Below are 18,867 nucleotides of genomic sequence, written 5' to 3'. Positions count from 1 at the left end.
TTCGGGGTGTTCGACCAGGACGGCGGCCCGATGGAGGCCTTCCTGGAGTACGCGGTCGACCTCTTCGACGCCACCACCATGCGGCGCCTTGTCGACATGTTCCAGGAGATCGCCGCCGCCGCGATGGCCGACCCCGACCGCCCGCTCCGCGACCTCCTCACCGTGGATTCCGTGGAGTCCGTGGAGTCCGTGGAGTCCGTGGATTCCGCGGATTCGGTGGACTCGGCGGAGGCGACGGGCGACGACACCGCCAACGACACCACGGTCCCGATCCCCGAGATCTCGCTCCCCGAGCTGTTCGAGCGGCAGGTCGCGATCACGCCGGACGCCGTCGCCGTGGTCTCCGGCGCCGAGTCGATCACCTATCGCGAGCTCCACACCCGGGCGGACCAGCTGGCGCGCGCCCTGAGCGCGCGGGGGATCGGGCCGGAGTCGGTGGTGGCGGTCGCCATGGAGCGGTCACCGCGGTACGTGGTCGCGATACAGGCGGTGGTGCGGGCGGGCGGCGCCTACCTGCCCGTGGACCCCGGCCAGCCCGCCGAGCGGATCCGGCTCCTGATCGACGACGCCCGGCCCGCGCTGGTGCTCGCCGAGGGCGGGGGCACCCTGCCCGACCTGCCCTGTCCCGTGATGGACGTGAAGGCATGGGCGCTGGAGTCTGCCGACCTTCCGGTGCCGCAGGACGCTCCGGCGGCCGCGCACCGGCCGCACCGGTATCACCCGGACCAGTTGGCGTACGTGATGTACACGTCCGGCTCGACCGGGGCGCCGAAGGGGGTCGGCATCACCCACCGGGATGTCGTCGCCTTCGCCGTCGACCGCAGGTGGACCGCTGCCACGCAGGACCGGGTCCTGTGCCACACGCCGCTGACCTTCGACCCCTCGGTGTACGAGCTGTGGGTGCCCCTGTTGCGCGGCGGCCGGGTGGTGATGGCCCCACCGGGCCGGCTGAGCGCGGACACGCTGGCCAAGCTGGTCGCCGATGAGGGCATCACGTCGGTCTTCCTGACCACCGGCCTGTTCAACGTCCTGGTGGAGGAGGACGTGACGTGCATGGCGGGCGTGCGCGAGGTGTGGACCGGGGGCGAGCGCGCGCAGCCCTCGACGTTCCGCAAGGCCCTGGAGGCCTGCCCGCGCACCACGTTCAAGCACGGTTACGGGCCGACGGAGACGACGGTCTGCGCGGTTGCCCGCTCCACGGACGCCGACGAGGACATCGACGCCGACATCCCCATCGGGCGGCCGATGGACAACATGCGTGCCTACGTCCTGGACGACGCGCTGCGTCCGGTGCCCCCCGGCACCGCCGGCGAGCTCTACCTCGCGGGCGAGGGGCTCGCGCGCGGGTATCGCGGCCGACCGGGGGCGACGGCGGAACGGTTCGTGGCCTGCCCGTTCGGGCTGCCCGGCGAGAGGATGTACCGGACGGGCGACGTCGTGCGCTGGACCCCGGACCGCGAGCTGGTCTTCCAGGGCCGCGCGGACGACCAGGTCAAGATCCGCGGGTTCCGGATCGAACTGGGTGAGATCCAGGCTGTGCTGAGCGCCCACCCGGCGGCGGTCGAGGCAGCGGTGGTGGCCCGCGAGGACCAGGACAAGGGCAAGTACCTCCTGGGTTATGTGGTCGCGCGCGGCGGCGTCACGGCGGAGGAGTTCCGTGCGTTCCTGTCGGGGCGTCTGCCGGAGTTCATGGTGCCGTCGGCGATCGTGGTGCTCGACCGGATGCCGTGGACGCCGACCGGAAAACTGGACAAGGCGGCCCTGCCCGAGCCGGAGGCCGCTGACCGGGCGTACCGGGCGCCCCGCGACGCGTCCGAGGAGGCCCTGTGCGGGCTCTTCGCGGACGTGCTCGGCGTCGAGCGGGTCGGTGTCGACGACGGCTTCTTCGAGCTCGGTGGGCACTCCCTGCTGGCGACCCGGCTTGTCAGCCGGATCCGGACCGCGCTGAACGCCGAGGTCCCCATCCAGGCGGTGTTCGAGGCGCCCACGGTCGCGGAGCTGGCCCAGCGTCTCCAGGCCGGAACCCCGGTCCGACCGCCCCTGCGTCGAGCCGCGCGGCGACCGGACCGGGTGCCGCTGTCGTTCGCACAGCGCCGGTTGTGGTTCCTCGACCGGTTCGAAGGACCGTCGGCCGCCTGGAACATCCCGCTGACGCTTCGGTTGACCGGCACGCTCGACGTGGCAGCGCTGACGCTGGCGGTGCGGGACGTGATGCGACGTCACGAGAGCCTTCGCACCGTGGTCGTCGAGGAGGACGGCGTGCCGTTCCAGCGGGTGCTGCCCGCGGACGAGGCCCTGCCGGACCTGCCGGTCGTGGACGTGGAGCCGGACAATATGGCCGATGCCGTGGCTGCGGCCGTGGCCCGTCCGTTCGACCTGTCCGCGGAGATCCCGGTGCGGACGTCGCTGTTCCGGTCCGGCCCGGACGAGCACGTGCTGGTGTTGCTGGTCCACCACATCGCGGCCGACGGCGAGTCGGCGGCGCCGTTGGCACGCGACCTGAGCGCCGCCTACGACGCTCGGCGCGGCGGCACACGCCCGCAGTGGGCGGAGCTGCCCGTGCAGTACACGGACTTCACCTTGTGGCAACGGGAACTGCTGGCGGACGGGAACGGTCTCCTGGCGAGCCAGGTGGCCTACTGGCGGGCCGAGCTGGCCGGGGTACGGCCCGTGCGACTGCCCGTGGATCGCCCGCGGCCGCCGGTGGCCAGCCACCGCGGCGACGTGGTGGACCTCAGCCTCGATCCCCGTCTGCTCGACGCGGTGGGCGAGCTGGCGCGTGAGCGGGGGCGACCGTCCCCATGGTGCTGCAGGCGGCGCTGGCCGTGTTGTTGCACCAGCTCGGCGGCGGTGAGGACATCACGATCGGTTCGCCCATCGCGGGCCGAGTGGACGAGGCACTCGCCGACTCGGTCGGGTTCTTCCTCAACACCTGGGTCCTGCGGGCCGACCTGTCGGGCAGCCCGTCGTTCGAGACCGTCGTGGACCGGGTACGGGCCAAGGCCCTGGCGGCCTACGACCAGCAGGACGTCCCGTTCGAACAGCTCGTGGAGATCCTCAACCCGGAACGGTCCACCGCCTACCAGCCGTTGTTCCAGGTGCTGTTCGGCTGGCGGACGGCCGCGGGCCCGGGCTTCGCCCTCACGGGCCTCGACGCCACGCTCGAACCGGTGCCGACCACGACAGCCAGGACCGACCTGTTCTTCAACCTGACCGAAATCCCGGGGCAGGGTGTCCACGGCCGCTTGGAGTACGCCACCGACCTGTTCGACCGTGCCACCGCGGAGGCCGTCGTCACCCGCTACGAGGCCGTCCTGCGGCAGGTGGTGGCCGATCCCCGGCGCCGGACCGTCGACGTGCTGATGACCGGCGAGCGGGAGCGCCTGCTCGGGGAGCGCGACACCACCGTGGCGGCGACGCCTGACGTGACGGTGCCGGAGTTGTTCGAGCGGCGGGTCGCGGCTGACCCGGACGCGATCGCGGTGTCGTGCGACGGGGTCTCCCTGACCTACGGGCAGCTGAACGTCCGGGCCAACCGGCTGGCCCGTGCGCTGGTGGAACGGGGCGCGCGGCCGGAGGTGCTGGTGGGCCTCGCGCTGCCGCGGTCGATCGACCTTGTCGTCGGCATGCTGGGCATCTGGAAGTCCGGTGCCGGGTACGTCCCGATCGATCCGCGGCACCCCAGCGGGCGGGCGGCCGTCGTGCTGTCCGAAGCGCGCCCGGAGTTCGTCCTGACGGACCTGGACGAGCTGGACCTCACGGCCGGAGACGGCGGAAACCTCGACAGGGGAGTACGGCCCGGCAACGCCGCGTACGTGATGTACACCTCCGGTTCGACGGGGACGCCCAAGGGAGCGGTGATCACCCACGGGTGCGTGGCGCATGACGTGTCGCGGCTGGTCGAGCTGATCGGCCTGCGGCCGGGGCAGCGGGTCCTGGGGTCGACGTCGGTGGGCTTCGACGTGTCGGTGTTCGAGGTCATGGCCGCACTGAGCGCGGGCGCCACCGTCGAGGTGGTCCAGGACGTGGTCGAGTGCGGCCCCTGGTCGGGGGACGTGGTCAGTGCGGTGCCGTCGGTCCTGGACCGGGTCGGTGACGCGATCAAGGCCGACACCGTGGTGTTCGCCGGTGAACCCCTGACGGCCGGACTGGTCGACCGGGTGCGGGACGCCCTGCCCGGAGCGCGGCTGATCAACGCCTACGGGCAGAGCGAGTCCTTCTATGCCACGGCGTTCCGGATTCCCGAGGAGACCGGTCCGGGCGTGGTGCCGATCGGTGCGCCGCTGGGGACCACGCGCGCGTATGTGCTGGGCCCCGGGCTGGGGTTGGTGCCGTTCGGTGTGGTGGGGGAGCTGTACGTGGCCGGTGAGGTGGGCCGTGGCTATCTCGGCCGGGCGGGCATGACGGCGGAGCGGTTCGTGGCGAACCCGTTCGGCCCCGCCGGGTCGCGGATGTACCGCACCGGGGACCTGGCCCGCTGGAACCAAAACGGCGAGTTGGAGTGCGTGGGACGCGCCGACGCGCAGGTGAAGGTGCGCGGGGTGCGGATCGAGCCGGGCGAGGTGGAGGCCGCGCTGGTGTCGTGTCCGGGCGTGGCACAGGCGGCGGTGGCGGCGGTCGAAGGGGACCGGGGAACACGGCTGGTGGGGTACGTCGTCCCGGCCGCGGTCTCCGAATACGACGTCGACCTCGGCGTCGACGTGGCCGAGATACGGCGGTCCCTGGCCGAGCGACTGCCGGAGTTCATGGTGCCGTCGCAGGTCGTGACGCTGGACAGGCTTCCGTTGACACCCAGCGGGAAGGTGGACAGGGCCGCGCTGCCGGACCCCGGATTCACCGCCGCGGCGTACCGGGCCCCGAGCTCGCCCGTCGAAGAGGTGCTCGCCGAGGTGTACGCGGAGGTCCTCGGCCGGGAATGGGTCGGCGCCGACGACGACTTCTTCGCCGTCGGCGGGGACAGCATCCGGTCGATCCAGGTGGTGTCGCGGGCTCGGGCGCGGGGCGTCGGGATCACTCCCCGGCAGATCTTCGAATGCCGCACCGTGGCCGAACTGGCGGCCGTGGCGAGCGCGGGCGAAGCGGGTGTCGTACTCGTCGAACTCGACGGCGGTGGGGCCGGCTGGATGCCGCTGCCGCCGACAGCGCGGCACATAGGCGGCCGATTCCCCCGGTTCTCCATGGCGGCCATGGTGAATCTGCCGCCGGACATCGACGAAACGCTTCTGGTCGCGACACTGAGCGCCGTGGTCGACCACCACGACATGTTGCGCTCACGGCTCCTCCCCGATGACGGCGGCCTTGTGGTGGGCGCGCCGGGAACGGTCGACGTGGCCGGACTGCTGCGGCGGGCCGAGGGGGAGCGGGAGTCCGCGGCGGAGCTGGACGCGGCCGCGGGCCGGTTGGACCCGGAGGCCGGGGTGATGGCCCAGTTCGTGTGGTTCGCCCCCGGCGCCGGGACAGCGGGCCGGCTGCTGATCGTGCTGCACCACCTCGTGGCCGACGGGGTGTCGTGGCGGGTTCTGCTGCCGGACCTGGCGGCGGCCTGGGCACAGGTGCGCGAGGGCAGGGCTCCCGTGCTGCCGCCGGTGGGGACGTCGGCTCGGCGATGGGCGCACGCCCTTACGGCCGAAGCGTCCACGCCGGACCGGGCGGCGGAGCTGCCGTACTGGAAGGACGTGCTGGACGGCCCCGATCCGCAGCTCGGGTCCCGCAGGCTGGACCCCCGCCTGGACACCGTCGCCACCCTGGACAGCATCCGGGTGGACCTGCCCGACCGGGCCATGGAGGCCCTGTTGTCCATGCTCCCGGCGAAGTTCCGGTGCGGGGCACAGGACGGCCTGCTCGCCGGACTGGCGCTTGCGCTGGCCCAGTGGCGACGCGAGCGCGGCGTGGCCGAGTCGTCCTGCCTGATCGCACTGGAAGGACACGGCCGCGAAGAGGCCGTCGTGCCCGGATCGGACCTGTCGCGCACCGTCGGCTGGTTCACCAGCGTGTTCCCGGCCCGCCTCGACGTCGCCGGATGCGCCCTGGACGAGGCGTTCGCGGGCGGCCCCGCTGCCGGTGGCGCGCTGAAGACGGTCAAGGAGCAGCTCCGGTCCATTCCGGACAAGGGCCTCGGCTACGGGCTGCTGCGGTACCTGAACCCCGAGACCGGCGCGGACCTCGGCCAGTACTCCGCACCGCAGATCTCGTTCAACTACCTGGGCCGGTTCTCCCCGGCCGACATGCCCGGGACCTCAGGGGACTGGGCTGGACACCGGTCGCCGACGCGGACAGCATGGACATCACCCCCGACGCCGGCATGCCCGCGTTGGCGGAGATACAGGTCAGCGTCGTCGTCGTCGACGGCGAGGACGGTCCGCGGCCCCAAGCCACGCTCTATTTCGCCACGGGCGTGCTGACCCGTGCCGACGTGGAACACCTGGCTCAGCACTGGTGCGACGCCCTGACGGGCCTGGCCCGGCATGTGACGCAGCCGGGCGCGGGCGGCCTGACGCCGTCGGAGCTCCCCCTGGTGACCGTGACCCAGCAGGACATCGAGGGGTGGGAGCGCCGCTACGGGCGCCTGGCCGACGTGTGGCCCCTCACGCATGAGCAGTCCTCCATGCTCCGGCACACCATGCGGCCCGACCAGGCGTACGACCCGTACCACGTGCAGATGGCCTTCCAGGTCACCGGGCAGGTGGACGCGGCCAGGCTGCGTGCCGCGGGCCAGACGGTGCTCGACCGCCACGCCAACCTGCGTGTGGCGGTGACCAGGTGCGCCACCGGCGAGCCCGTACAGGTCGTGATCGACGGCGTCGAACTGCCGTGGCACGAGAGCGACCTGAGCGGCCTCAGCGAGGAGGACCGCGCCCGCGCACTCCAGGAGCTCCGCCTCAAGGACCAGGCAGCCCACTTCGACCCGGCGACGCCGCCCCTGGTGCGGATGACGCTGGTGCGGCTGGGGCAGGACCGCTCGGAACTCCTGCTGACGGCCAGCCACCTGGTGTTCGACGGATGGTCCGTTCCGCTGCTGCTACAGGATCTTCTGCGGTTGTACGGCTCGGCCGCCGACCCGTCCGTGCTGCCGAAGGTGCGCCCGTACAAGGACTTCCTGGTGTGGCTGGCGGAGCAGGATCGCGAGGCGTCGGAACGCGTGTGGGCGGACGAACTCGACGGCCACGGGCCGACCTTGCTCGCCCAGCCGTCCGAAGGCGACCCCGTCGACGTCGACACGGTCGAGGTCCCCGTGAGTACGGAGACCGCGGACGCGCTGTCCCGGCGCGCCGCGCAGCTGAGCGTGACACTGAACACGGTCGTACAGGGCGCGTGGGCCTCGGTCCTCGCGGACATGACCGGCCGCGACGACGTGGTGTTCGGCGCGACGGTGTCCGGCCGGCCCCCCGCGGTCACCGGCGTGGACACGATGGTGGGGTCGTTCATCAACACCGTGCCCGTCCGCGTGCGCCGCTCGCCGGACAGCACCTGGGACGAGCTGCTGACCGAGCTCCATGACCGGCAGGGCCGGTTGCTCGAGCACCATCAGTTCGCGCGGACCGACTGCCACCAGGCCGACACCCAGGTCGTGTTCCAGTCGTTCCCGATGGGCCGAGCGGAAATCCGAGAGGCGAACACCGCCGCCGGGATCGCGATCACCGGCGTCAGCACGGTCAACGGCACCCGCTACCCGTTGGTCGTCGGCGTGACTGCCGATCCGCACCTGAGCGTGACCCTGGCGTATCAGCCCCATCTGTTCGACCGTGACACCGTGGCCGGGCTGGCCGAACGGTTGGCCGGAACGTTCGCGCGGCTCGGAGGACGGTGACACGGAGCCACACGGACACTGCATTCTGATCTCCACCCTGGCCTGGCTGCCGCGGGCAGCCAGGCCGCGGCACTGGCGGGACGTGTCGGCCGGCGCTCGCTCGGTCCACCTGCCGCCGGCGGCAGACCCGCGTCAGGCCCGGATCATGTTGATCATTTGCCGCATGATGTCGGTGGGCAGCGCTGGATTTCGGGCCGCTGTCTGTGCGGTCTCGGGATCCCGCAGGAGTGGGACCAGTACCCGTGCGGGGAGTCGGGTGTGGCCGGCCGCGGCCCGGCGGACGGACTCGCGTGTGTCGTCGAGGAGCCGTATCGCTGCGGCGGGGGACAGCCGCGGGTCGGTCGCGGCCTGCAGCCGCACCTCCTCCGCGGCGTCACGGCTGAAGCGCTCGACGAGCTCGGCCGTGGACCGTGGGTCGTCCAGGGCGAGCCGGCGCATCCGCGGGTTCGGGTCGTCGGCGTAGCGGAGAAGGCCCTGGCGGGGGAAGTCGGGGTGGCTGCGCGGGCGGTCGGGGAAGGTGAGGCTGCCGGTCCACCACCGCGCGACCTCCAGGAGCATCTCGGGCGGCGCGTCGTCACAGGATTCGGCGAGGAAGAGCCGTACGAGACGGTCCTCGTCCCGGGCGAGCCGTCCGACGACGTCCGCCGGGAGGCGCTTGGCGCGGGCGACGCTCCTGCGGACCAGCAGATGGGAGGAGGCGCCCAGGCGCCGCATGGCGACGGGGTCGTCGTGCAGTGCCACGACCCAGTCGAGCGGATAGCAGCGGGCGTCGGGATCGATGTCCACGCTGATGGCCGCCCGCTGCTCCTCGCTGAGTTCGGGACGGAGGGAGACGGTGAGGCGGACGGAGGCGTCCGGGTCCTGGGCGAGCGCGGCGACCAGGTCCTTGGCCAGGTGCGGGTTGCCCGCGAGACGGCGGCGCTGGGCCGGGTCACGGTGGCGGGCGAGGTGCTCGGCGAGGTCGCGTTGGAGGCGGCAGGACTCCACCGCGCGTTGGCCGAGGTCTTCCGCGTCGTAGACGGGTCGGGGCAGCGGGTGGTCCTGGTGGTGGGCCAGCAGCGCCTCGCGGCGGACCGCGTGGTCCGGGTCGGCCAGCAGCCTCTGCTGTGCCGCGCGGTCCAGCAGGGCCCAGGCATCCCGGCAGGCCGACGCCCGTACCGCCGGATCGGTGTCGGTTGCCAGAGCACTCGGCAGCGGTGCGGGAAGTGCAGGCAGGCGGGCGGCCTCCGCGCGGACCCTGGCGGAAGGGTCGGCGGCCAGGTGTGCGTACGCGGACTCGGTGAGCTCGGCGCGCCGATCGGCCGCGAGCGTGGTGAGGATCCAGCGGCGCCGGGGGTCCGGTTCGTCGAGGATCAGGCGGGTCCAGTGCTCGGGTGTGAGGCCGGGCTGGACCTCGGCCAGCTGCCCCCGTACGTTCCCGTCGGGGTGGGCCACGGCCGCCTCCACGACCTCCGCGGGCAGCTCGCGCCACAGCAGGTGGTGGCTCAGGCCCAGGAGCCCGTGGAGTACGTCGTCGGGTGCGGCCGTGTTGAGCGCCAGCCCGTCCGCCCACGACGCGCGCAGCTTCGCTGTCGGCGCCGGGCCGCGGCACAGCGATGCCCAGACGGCCGCCCCCGCCTGCGGGGTCTCGCGGGCAGCAGCCTGGGCAGCCGCCTCCTGCCGCTCCTTCACCCGGTCCACGGCGATGAGCCAGACCTCGTACTCCTCACATGTCACCCCCAGGAGAGCGTCGCCGTCGGCGGAGAGGGTGACGAACTCCGGCTGCCCGGGACGGTCTCCCAACACCGTGGCCAGGTCCCACCCGACGGTGAGCCGTACCGGCGTCCAGCCTGCACGTTCGCCGACGTCGATCAGGAAGACCCCGTCCTCACCGATGATCTTGTACTCGACCGCGAGCCGGTGCCACTGCGCGTTGACCTCGGCGACCAGATCCTGACGGTCTGTCGGGACGGCGACGGACGGCTCGGCGGTGAAGGCCGCGACCGGACGCCACGCGGCCCTGGGCCGGACGACGTTCCCGATCACCTGCTCCGGCACTGCCTCCAGCCCGGCCCGCCTGAGCAGCTCCGCGAGCCCGTCCGTTCCCACCGTCATGGAAGCCCATCCTGCCCGACCCGCGCCGCAGGCTCCGACGGCGCTGGGGCCGACCGGATCACCGTGCCGACGACCCCGACCCCGCGGCAGGCGCATACGCATAGCAGCGCCGCAGCCAGCGGGCGCGGCCTTCCGCCGCCGGCTCGAAGGGCACCCGGCGATGCATCACCCGGCGATTGTCAAAGATGTGGAACCCGCCCTCCTCCACCAGCACCGGAGTCCCCGGCAGGTCGGCGACGGCCTCCTCGAACCGCGCCAGCGCCTCTCGCGCCGCCGGCGTGAGGCCCGCCAGCAGCCCGGGCCCGTACCGAAGAGCGGCGTTGCCGTCCGGAAGCGTCCACATCATGGGCACTCCGGTCCTGCTCAGCGGCCTGCCGCTGTCTCCGTTCGCGTACGACTCCGGTGCGGAAACGGCGAATTCAGGCCGGTACAGCGCCTCGACCGTCGCTGCGGGCAGCGCGTCCAGGACCGTGTCGACGGGCAGCAGATCCGTTGGAACCCGCTCCTGGTTGCGCATGCCGAAGAAGGAAAGGTAGTGGGGGATGGACTCCGCGGCGTCCGTGTTCGGCCGGTGGTCGAGTATGGAGTCGTCGGTGTGCCAGTCGAGCGGCTGCGCGTAGCCCCACGAAGTGAGCGTCCGGGCCGCGGTGGCACGCGGCGCCACGTTCCTGATCAGTCGCCCGTCGTTCTCCCACCGGTAGGCGACCGGCGCCAGGCCCAGCAGCCGCAGGATCCCGAAGTGCACGAGGTTCGGCGTCGTGAGCAGCGCTTCGTCGCAGAAGCCGCCCCCGGGGGTGGGGACGGGTTCGCTGGGGCCGGGCAGATTCGCCAGGGTGAACCAGGCGGTGGGCCTGTGCCGCCACTGCGAGAGCGCCTCGAGGATCGGGGCGGGTAGATGGTTGCGCAGCTGTTTGGCGCCGTACTGCAGGTAGAGGTCGACTTCGGTGTCGGGGACGGCATCGCCGAGTTCGGTGACCGCGTCCAGGGCGGCCCCCAGCGCGGCCTTGGCGGAGTCGGTGATGTGGAGGGTTCGGGTACCGCTGTTGGTCATGATCTCGACCCTACGAACACATCGCTCTTGTGTTCGCATCCCGTGGAAGATTTGAGGTCCCTCTGAGATTGACGGTACGTCATGTACGAGCCGAAGACCCGCGGCAGGACCGCGGGCCACTATGCCGCCACCACCCACGGCTGACTCCCACCGGCAGTTCCCGACACGCCGCCGCTGCCCCCGCGAGGCCCCCGCCTGCTGCGACACAGGCGGGGCCTCGTCGGCACGCGCGACGGAGGTGACGGTGCGTCAGACGATCTCCCCGATCGCCTCCAGGTGCCGCCAGAAGTCCCGGATCATCCGGGCGTCGACCTCGGGGAAGGTCACGCCGAGCCGCTCCAGGGAGCGCAGGGTCCGCTCGTTGCGGTACGTGACGGACGGAAGGTCCGCCGCGTCCCCGAGACCGCCCCCGAGACCGCCCCCGAGACCGTCCTCGAACTGCCGGAACACCTCCAGGTACGGCAGGAACGGCAGGTCACGCCCGGCCTCGCTCGCCTGCCTCAGGCGGCGTAGCCACGCGCCGAGCTCCACGGGCTCCGACCGGGTGCCGCGCCACTCGTCGAAGACCCGCAGGAACGCGCCCGCGCTGGTGTGCCGGGGGTGGTGCAGATGGTGCACCGCGGCGGAGTCCGGGCCGTCGTCGGCGAGGGCGAGGGCCACCAGGGCGCGGGCCGCGACGTCGGCGGGCAGCAGGTCGGCCCGCGTCGCTGTGCCCTGCGGGTAGCAGCCCAGGGCGGCGCAGCTGACCAGGAGGCGACAGAACATGTCGTCGGGGTTGATGGCGCCCCGCTGCGACTCCGCCCAGATCCGGCCGAGCCGGTACACGCGGGCGGACGCGCCGCGGGCGATGGCCTCCTGCACCATCAGATCGGCCACCCACTTGCTCGCCCCATAGCCATCGGCGAACGTGTGCCGCGCCTGCTCGACCGGGGCATCCTCGGTGAGCAGCCGCGGCGCCGCGGCGTGGCCGAAGATTCCCAGCGTGGAGACGTGGTGGAAGCGCTTGGGCGTGCCCTCGGCCGCGAGCCGCAGCAGGGTCCGGGTGCCCTCCACGTTGGCCGCCTTCAGACGCTCGTACGACGACAGATGGTGCACGTACGCGCCCGCGTGGACGAGCGTGTCGACCTCGTCCCGCAGCCGACCCCAGCGGGCCGCGTCGATGCCGAGGCCGTCGTGCGCGAGGTCGCCGGGCACGATGTGCACGCGCCCGGAGTTCGGTGTCCGGGCCGATGCCGTAGGAGTCCAGTACGGCGTGCAGGCGTGCGCGTCCGGCCTGCTCCGATTCGGCGCGCACCAGGCAGTGCACGTCCGCGTCGGTCTGCGCGAGGAGCTCACGCAGTAGGAAGGCGCCGACGAACCCGGTGGCACCGGTGAGCAGTACGTGCCGCGGTGGCGCGCCGAAGCCTCCGGCGTCCGGGAAGCGCAGCTCGGGCGCGAGCCGCGCCTCCAAGCGCGGCACCACGGCGGGGGCGTCGGCCGCGTGCCCTGCCGCCGCGTTCTCGACGAGCCGGGCGAGGCCGGCGGGGTTCGGGCTGCCGAAGAAGTCCGGCACCCCGACACGCACACCGAGTTCGGCGTCCACGCGGGCGATCAGGCGCACGACCAGCAGCGAATGGCCGCCCAGGGCGAAGAAGTCGTCGTCGACGCCGACCCGTTCCACGCCCAGGATCTCCGCGAACAGGGCGCACAGCGTCTCCTCGTGCGCGGTACGCGGGGCCCGGTACGCGCCGGTTCCGGCGCTGAGGTCCGGGGCGGGCAGAGCGGCACGGTCGAGCTTGCCGTTGGGGGTCAGCGGGAGCCAGTCCAAGGCCACGAAGGCCGACGGGACCATGAAGTCGGGCAGCTTGCCGGACATGAACGCGCGCAGAGCCCCGGTCTCGACGCCTTCCCCTGTCGCGTAGGCAACCAGGCGCCTCCCGGCGGGCATGTCCCGGGCGACGACGGCTGCCTGGACCACGTCGGGATGGGCGGTCAGCGCGGCTTCGACTTCGCCGGGTTCGACGCGGAAGCCGCGGATCTTGAGCTGGGTGTCGGCGCGGCCTGCGTACTCCAGGTGTCCGTTGCGGTTCCAGCGGGCGAGGTCGCCGGTGCGGTACATGCGCGAGCCGGGCGGGCCGTAAGGGTCGGCCACGAAGCGCTCGGCGGTCAGCCCCGGGCGCGCGTGATAGCCGCGGGCGACCGACCCCGCGACGTACAACTCGCCGACGACACCCGTGGGAACGGGACTCAGCCAGGGGCTGAGGACGTAGGTGCGCATGTTGGGCAGCGGGCTGCCGAGGGGGTGCTGCCGGTTCCCGTGCCGTCGGCGGTGAACGTGGTGGCGTAGAAGGACTCCGTCTGGCCGTAGGCGTTGACGATCCGGACGTCGGATAAGGCCTCGCGGGCGCGGTGGACCAGCGTGGCGGGCAGCGTTTCGCCCGCGAAGGCCAGGGTCTCCACGGATGTCTTGTCGGTGATCTGGTCGTGGAATTCGCCGAAGGCGGAGGGACAGTGCTCATGGGGTTGTCGCTCCAGGTGTCACGTTCGGTCAGTTCGAGGAGTCTTGGGCGAGGTCGAGGGTGGCGCCGTGGCAGAGGGTGGTGAGGTGTACACCCACCGGCTCGCGCGCGAGCCGCGTGGAACGCGCATCGAGCTCCCGGTACGTCAGGGACTCGGGCCCGCACACCACCGCGACCGCGTCCGGGGCGCGCGCCGCCTGCCGTGCGAACGGGCAGGGGATCGTCAGCTCGGGGCCGGCCGCCGCCGTGTCGTTGACGCCATGGTGGACCGACTGCCACTGCTCGGGCGTGAGGACGCCGATCCGGCCCACCGGCACGTCGGGCTCGGCGAGCACGGCGCGCAGGAACGCGACGAGCTGCTGGTGCACGCCGATGCGTGCGGACGCCGTCGCCATGGAGATGGTGCACTCCTGGCGCCCGCCGAGGTGCCGGAAGCACACACCGGCCGCGCCGCGGTCAGCAGCGTCGTCAGCCGCACACCGGCGGCGTCCGCGGTCTCCAGCCACGCGCCGACCTCCGCGCGCGGCACTGTCGCGCAGTAGTGCATGACGGACGGCACCGATGCGCCGCCTCCGGATCGTCCTCGGCGCTGACATGTCAGGCCCGCTCCCGCCCGCCCCGTGAGAGCGGTGAACGGCCGCTCTCCGAGAGAAGTCAACGGACCGGAAGTGCCCGGTGTCCAGGCGTGAGCGCCCAGTGGCAGCGAAGATCGTGAAGTTGGGCGTCGAACGTGTAAAGGCGGCGCGGCACACTCAGGCACGGACCCGCCCAACGACGTCCGCCGCCACCGCGAGCGCGGCCCCGCGTATGAGCCTCATCTTTCCGGCCACAATGGCGAGTTGCGGTGTACTGGTGGCAGGACAACACGCGCGATCGCGAACGGGCACGCTGCCTACGACATCCGAAGCATCAACCGCGACGGCCGGATCGTCGGCCGCACCGATGGTCCCACCGGGTACCAATTCGGCGTGTGGAATCTGACGACGCTCAGCGCCACGTTGGACTGGGCCTCCGACTGGCAGTTCGACATCGTTGTTTCCAGTGACGACGGCACGATCGCCGGCCGGAGCTGGAACTACCCTGTCGGCTGGGAGCAACCGACCGTCTGGACCTGCCGCTGAGCGACTGCGCAGGCTGCGGCCATGTCCTCTTGGGCGCAGCCTCCGGGTCGCCTTCGGGCCGGCAGCGAACCCGAACGGGCGTATGCGGGGCGATCACGTCCCAACCTGAACACGACGCCGAGGTGCGAACCTCCCTGGCTGACAGGGAAGTCCACACCTCCGAGGCAATGGCTCAGCCGATCTGCTCCGGCGTCACCGTCAGCCAGTGCTTGTCCGCCGTCACCTTCTGACCCAGTTCCTTCTGGCGCTTGGCGTTGGAGCGCTTCATCTCGTCGAGCTCCTTCATGTAGCTCTCCTTCCGGTTCACCCAGACCCGGACGCCGCCGTTCTGCACGTCCGCGGAGTGGAAGAGCATCGGGCCGTCGCTCTTCGGAGTGTCGCCCGCCACGAGGATGGGCTTCTTCCACTCATCGATATAGGTGTTGATCGCCGCAGGCTTGCCTTCGTACCAGGTCAGCGGGGCCCACAGCGTCGGCGTCAGCTCACGGTCGGCGAGCTTCTCGGGATCGAAGCGGCCGGACGCGATCTCCTTGCGGGAGCTGGTGATGCCGCCCGTCTTGCGGTCCTTGAGGAGCATGGAGACGCCGAGCACGTTCTCCGGCTTCACGCCGTAGCCGTACTTGGGGTCGCCCAGGACCATGCGCACCAGATCCTCGGACGCCGCGCTCACCACGTACACCTCGATGCCGTGCTTGCGCAGCGCCTTGTAGAGTTCCTGCATGCCTCGGTTGAAGCGGGGGGCCTCGACCTCCGTCTTGGTCAGCTTCCCGTCCTCGTAGTACTCGGCGGGGATCGGCTTGCCGTACGCCAGGAGCTCGTCCACGTACCCCTTGAGCTGCTTCAGGGTGAAGCCCGAGAAGATCTGCGCCGCCCAGGGGTAGCAGACCTGGTCGTCCACCTCGCACAGGCGGTTGTAGTAGCTGTAGAGGCTCTCCTTGTGGGTCGCCGTGTCCTTGAAGGGGATGGACTTCAAGGACGGGTCCATGGTCTTGCGGGTCAGGACGCCCTTCATCTCCAGGAAGGGGAGCAGGGCCTCTTCCAGGTCATTGCGGTACGAGGTGTTGTCCGCGTCGAAGACCGCGTACGCGCCCTTGTGGTCGTGGTCCGCGATGACCTTGCCGAGCTGCTTGGCCACGGGCTTGGGCCAGTGCTTCAGCTCCGCCGAGGCGACCCGCGACGACGATCCGGTGGCCTCGGCCTCGCCACCGCCCGGCCACAGGGCGCTGCCCGCGAAGACCGCGGCGGCCAACGCCCCCACGGTGCCGAAGATCGCAAGCTTGCCTTTTGCCCGTACTGCCATGGTTTCCGTTCCTCCGAGAACTGTGCGCCGCCCCGACCGGAGCAGCGGGCAATGGTATGAGGCCGGGCGCCGATTGCCCATGATCGACCTCACCGTGAACGGGGGGTGTGGGTCGGCTGAACAGGGGTAGCGTCACTCGACGCCGCACGGCAACCGGCCACCTGACGCACCGCGTAACGGGGTACAGGCCGAGGGGCGCGGCGTGGTCACACGAATCCCGATCGATGCGCTGAAAGCCACCCCGGCCGCCGCCGAGAGGGTCCTCGCGTTCACTGTTTCCAGCGCGGAGCCTCAGGACGGCGTCCGTGGTGACGGCGCGATCAGGATCCGTTCTCGCACGACTCCTCCAGGTAGGCGCGTGCCAGCGCACCGGCGCGTGTGAGCCAGTCGGCGATGACGGCGACCTCATCCGGCGTGTAGTCCGCGAACAGGTTCGCCAGACGCGCGTAATACGGCTCGTAGACGGCGCGCACACGCTCGGCGGCGGCCGGGACGGCGGCGACGCGCACCCGGCGTCGATCGGCGGGATCCGGCTGCCGGGTCACGAATCCGCCGCGCTCCAGGCGGTTGAGGATGCCCGTCACCGCCCCTGTCGTGACGTGCGCCCGCCCGGCCAGGTCGCCGGCGGTGACCGGCGAGTCCCCGGCTTCCAGGACGTAGGCGAAGCAGATGAGGTCCGTGACGCTCAGGCCCAGGTTCCGGGCGAACTCCTGCTGGCCGACCATGCTCGTCGCCATGAGGTGGTCCATCGCGGTGATCGCGTCCGGGGCGGAGGCGGCGGGGCGGAGCTTGCCCTCCATTGAATTCCCTTAGTACGTAAGATAAATTCCTTGCTTGCTAAGACATCATAGGTCCGGCGCCGGTGGTGTGGCCGCGGCGTGCCGTGGCACGGCCCGGCGGGCGCGAGGAGGCTGGCACATGAGCGGACATCAGCACGACGAGGGTCACACCGTCGCCGGATGGATCGGTTGCGCCATCGGCACGGTCGGGGCGGCGGTCACAGGCCTGGGCATGTGCGGCTGGCGCCCGGGAATCTGGCTGGGGCTCGGCGTCATGGCGTCGGCGGTGCTGGTCACATGGGGCCTGCACCTCGCGGGCTGGGGCAAACCGCCCGGCCCGCGGCCCGCCGACCAGTGGGGCCTCCAGGTCCGGGACCGCGCCGCGCGCGACGGACACGCGGGCTGCCTCGGGTGCCGACTGGCCGGACGGCGCGGCGTTCCGGTACCCACACAGGCCGCACCCCAGCCGGCCGTCACCACCTCTCATACGAGTCACACGGGTGCTCCGGCTGACCTGTCGCCTTGACGATGCCGCGTGCGTTCCACCGCGCGATTCTGGTCGAAGCAACACCGAACGGCACCCGCTGCCGCCGTCACGACCGCCCGCCGACTGGGCGTCATCGCGTCCCGCCCGGTGCGGGGCAGACGAAGTCGGTGACCGGCAGGGCACCGCCGCCCAGGTACTCGGCCACCGCCCGGTCGGCGCATGGCACCGCTGTCCGCCCCTCGGCGCCGCGCCCGAAGACGCCGTGCGAGCGGATGTCCGCCGTCACCAGGCGGGATCCCCGCAGCTTCCGGTGCAGCGCGAGTGCCCCGTCGTAGGGGACGTTGTTGTCCCGGCGGGCCTGGAGCATGAGCACAGGCACGTCGTTGCCGATCCGGACTGCGGGCTCCCGGGGCGTGGTCTGCCAGAACGCGCAGGGAGCGGTCATGTCGTTGACGAGCGGCCCGAAGGCGGGCTGGTCACCACGGCTGCGCACCATGTTCCGCCAGTACGTCTCCGGGTTCCGCGGCCAGCCGCCCGCCGGCCAGCCGGCGTCCCCGCACATGAAGACGGCTCCGCCGATCATCGAGTCGGCGATGTCGGGCGAGTTGAGGAATTCCAGCATGCCGGCGAGTTCCGGATTCGGCTCGACCTCTTTGCCCGCCGCCGCGTCGACCAGGGTACGTACCGTACGGGCGAGGGCCGCGTCGTCCTCCTGGTGCTGCACGAACTGCCGCAGGAACAGGCGCAGCAGCGGTGCGCCGAGCCGGGTGCCGGCGATGGCGACGGGTCGGCGCTCGGCGCCGTCGAGCAGCTTCTGCACCGTCGCGCGCACTTCGGGGCCGGTGCGGCCGAGCCGGTAGGCGTCCGCGTGCCGGGCGGTCCAGGTCGCCCACTCGTCCAGCCCCTCCTCCAGCGGCCGGCCCGCCCGCCGGAACAGCTCGTACTGGGTGGCGTCGGGGTCGGTGGAGGAGTCGAGGACGACGCGGTCGGCCCGCTGGGGGAACATCTGGGTGTAGACGGCGCCCAGGTCGGCGCCGTAGGAGACCCCGTAGTACGACACCTTCTGCTCGCCGAGCGCGGCACGGATGGCATCCATGTCGCGGGCGACGTTGCGGGACGAAGCGTGCGGCAGGAGAGCGGCGTTGTCGTCGTGACGCGCGCAGCGCAGGGCCGTCGACCGGGAGTGTCGCACGCTGTCCTCGAAGTCCAGGCGGGGGGAGGTCGTCGTGCGGGGCTGCTCGGGAGTGCCCGCCGGACCGCACTGGATCGGGGTGCTCTCGCCAAGGAAACGCGGGTCGAATCCGATCAGGTCGTACCTGTCGGCCACCCCCTTCAGCGTCGCGCGCAGCCCCACCGTGGAGGCCAGCCCCGGCCCTCCCGGCCCGCCGGGATTCGACAGCAGGATGCCCCGCCGGTGCGCCTGGTCCTTGGCCTTGACGCGGGAGACCGCGATGCGGATGGTGCGGCCGCCGGGGTCGGCGTAGTCGAGGGGAACAGCCAACCAGCCGCATTCCGCACCGACTTCGACGAGTTCCTTCTGTGCCTGAGGACAGGGGCCCCATGTCAGGGCGGAGGGCGTGACGGGCTGAGCTGCGGCGGGGACGGCACCGGCGAGAAGGCCGCTGATGCCGAGCCCGGCAGCGAGCAGGGAGGTGATGCGCATGCGGTTCCTAGGGTGGGGTGGACGTGAAGGACGGTCCGACCGTAAGGAACAGCGCCGACCAGGGGCC

12 protein-coding genes and 2 pseudogenes are annotated in these 18,867 nt (G+C 71.9%); 5 read left to right on the top strand and 9 right to left on the bottom strand.

The window, feature by feature from the left end:
• Window positions 1–30 precede the first annotated feature (30 nt).
• The 3 genes and pseudogenes from Q3Y56_RS00605 to Q3Y56_RS00595 form a co-directional block, all read left to right on the top strand.
• Window positions 31–5,151, top strand: a pseudogene (locus Q3Y56_RS00605) (amino acid adenylation domain-containing protein); the annotation flags it as partial.
• 26 nt (window positions 5,152–5,177) lie between these two features.
• Complete coding sequence (locus tag Q3Y56_RS00600; protein WP_304465422.1) at window positions 5,178–6,401, top strand: condensation domain-containing protein; 1,224 nt, start codon at window positions 5,178–5,180, stop codon at window positions 6,399–6,401.
• The gene (locus Q3Y56_RS00595) at window positions 6,284–7,807 is read left to right on the top strand and encodes a condensation domain-containing protein (RefSeq protein ID WP_304465421.1); all 1,524 of its coding nucleotides are present in this window, start codon (window positions 6,284–6,286) and stop codon (window positions 7,805–7,807) included. Before Q3Y56_RS00600 ends, Q3Y56_RS00595 begins: the two co-directional genes overlap by 118 nt.
• 132 nt (window positions 7,808–7,939) lie before the next feature.
• On the opposite strand, the gene Q3Y56_RS00590 is transcribed toward Q3Y56_RS00595, so the two are convergent.
• The 6 genes and pseudogenes from Q3Y56_RS00590 to Q3Y56_RS00570 form a co-directional block, all read right to left on the bottom strand.
• Window positions 7,940–9,901: a PE-PGRS family protein gene (locus Q3Y56_RS00590; protein ID WP_304460042.1), complete on the bottom strand. Its 1,962-nt coding sequence runs from the start codon at window positions 9,899–9,901 to the stop codon at window positions 7,940–7,942.
• 58 nt (window positions 9,902–9,959) lie between these two features.
• Complete coding sequence (locus tag Q3Y56_RS00585) at window positions 9,960–10,952, bottom strand: TauD/TfdA family dioxygenase (protein ID WP_304460041.1); 993 nt, start codon at window positions 10,950–10,952, stop codon at window positions 9,960–9,962.
• A 249-nt stretch (window positions 10,953–11,201) separates the two neighbouring features.
• On the bottom strand, window positions 11,202–12,155 hold the full coding sequence (locus tag Q3Y56_RS00580) for a thioester reductase domain-containing protein (RefSeq protein ID WP_304460040.1): 954 nt from the start codon (window positions 12,153–12,155) through the stop codon (window positions 11,202–11,204).
• A 25-nt stretch (window positions 12,156–12,180) separates the two neighbouring features.
• Window positions 12,181–13,050: pseudogene (locus tag Q3Y56_RS33275) on the bottom strand (phosphopantetheine-binding protein); the annotation flags it as partial.
• Between the two features lie 128 nt (window positions 13,051–13,178).
• Window positions 13,179–13,391: a hypothetical protein gene (locus Q3Y56_RS33270; protein WP_369696695.1), complete on the bottom strand. Its 213-nt coding sequence runs from the start codon at window positions 13,389–13,391 to the stop codon at window positions 13,179–13,181.
• Between the two features lie 88 nt (window positions 13,392–13,479).
• Complete coding sequence (locus Q3Y56_RS00570) at window positions 13,480–13,845, bottom strand: hypothetical protein (RefSeq protein WP_304460038.1); 366 nt, start codon at window positions 13,843–13,845, stop codon at window positions 13,480–13,482.
• A 573-nt stretch (window positions 13,846–14,418) separates the two neighbouring features.
• Here Q3Y56_RS00570 and Q3Y56_RS00565 point away from each other — a divergent pair.
• Complete coding sequence (locus Q3Y56_RS00565; RefSeq protein WP_304460037.1) at window positions 14,419–14,571, top strand: hypothetical protein; 153 nt, start codon at window positions 14,419–14,421, stop codon at window positions 14,569–14,571.
• Between the two features lie 172 nt (window positions 14,572–14,743).
• Here Q3Y56_RS00565 and Q3Y56_RS00560 read toward each other — a convergent pair whose 3' ends face one another.
• Together Q3Y56_RS00560 and Q3Y56_RS00555 are read right to left on the bottom strand one after the other, a co-directional pair.
• A complete protein-coding gene (locus Q3Y56_RS00560) occupies window positions 14,744–15,871 on the bottom strand; it encodes an HAD family hydrolase (protein ID WP_304460036.1) in 1,128 nt (375 codons plus the stop codon).
• Window positions 15,872–16,191: 320 nt separating this feature from the next.
• Window positions 16,192–16,671: a MarR family winged helix-turn-helix transcriptional regulator gene (locus Q3Y56_RS00555; RefSeq protein WP_304460035.1), complete on the bottom strand. Its 480-nt coding sequence runs from the start codon at window positions 16,669–16,671 to the stop codon at window positions 16,192–16,194.
• 118 nt (window positions 16,672–16,789) lie between these two features.
• Here Q3Y56_RS00555 and Q3Y56_RS00550 point away from each other — a divergent pair, with 118 nt between their 5' ends.
• The gene (locus Q3Y56_RS00550; RefSeq protein ID WP_304460034.1) at window positions 16,790–17,176 is read left to right on the top strand and encodes an HGxxPAAW family protein; all 387 of its coding nucleotides are present in this window, start codon (window positions 16,790–16,792) and stop codon (window positions 17,174–17,176) included.
• A gap of 91 nt (window positions 17,177–17,267) precedes the next feature.
• Here the strand turns inward: Q3Y56_RS00550 and Q3Y56_RS00545 are convergent, their stop codons facing one another.
• Window positions 17,268–18,800, bottom strand: a complete 1,533-nt coding sequence (locus Q3Y56_RS00545) for an alpha/beta hydrolase (protein WP_304460033.1) — start codon at window positions 18,798–18,800, stop codon at window positions 17,268–17,270.
• Window positions 18,801–18,867: the final 67 nt, after the last annotated feature.

Origin of the sequence: Streptomyces sp. XD-27 (genome assembly GCF_030553055.1) — a bacterium.
Classification (GTDB): Bacteria; Actinomycetota; Actinomycetes; order Streptomycetales; family Streptomycetaceae; genus Streptomyces.
This window is presented reverse-complemented; position numbering and strand designations above follow the sequence as displayed.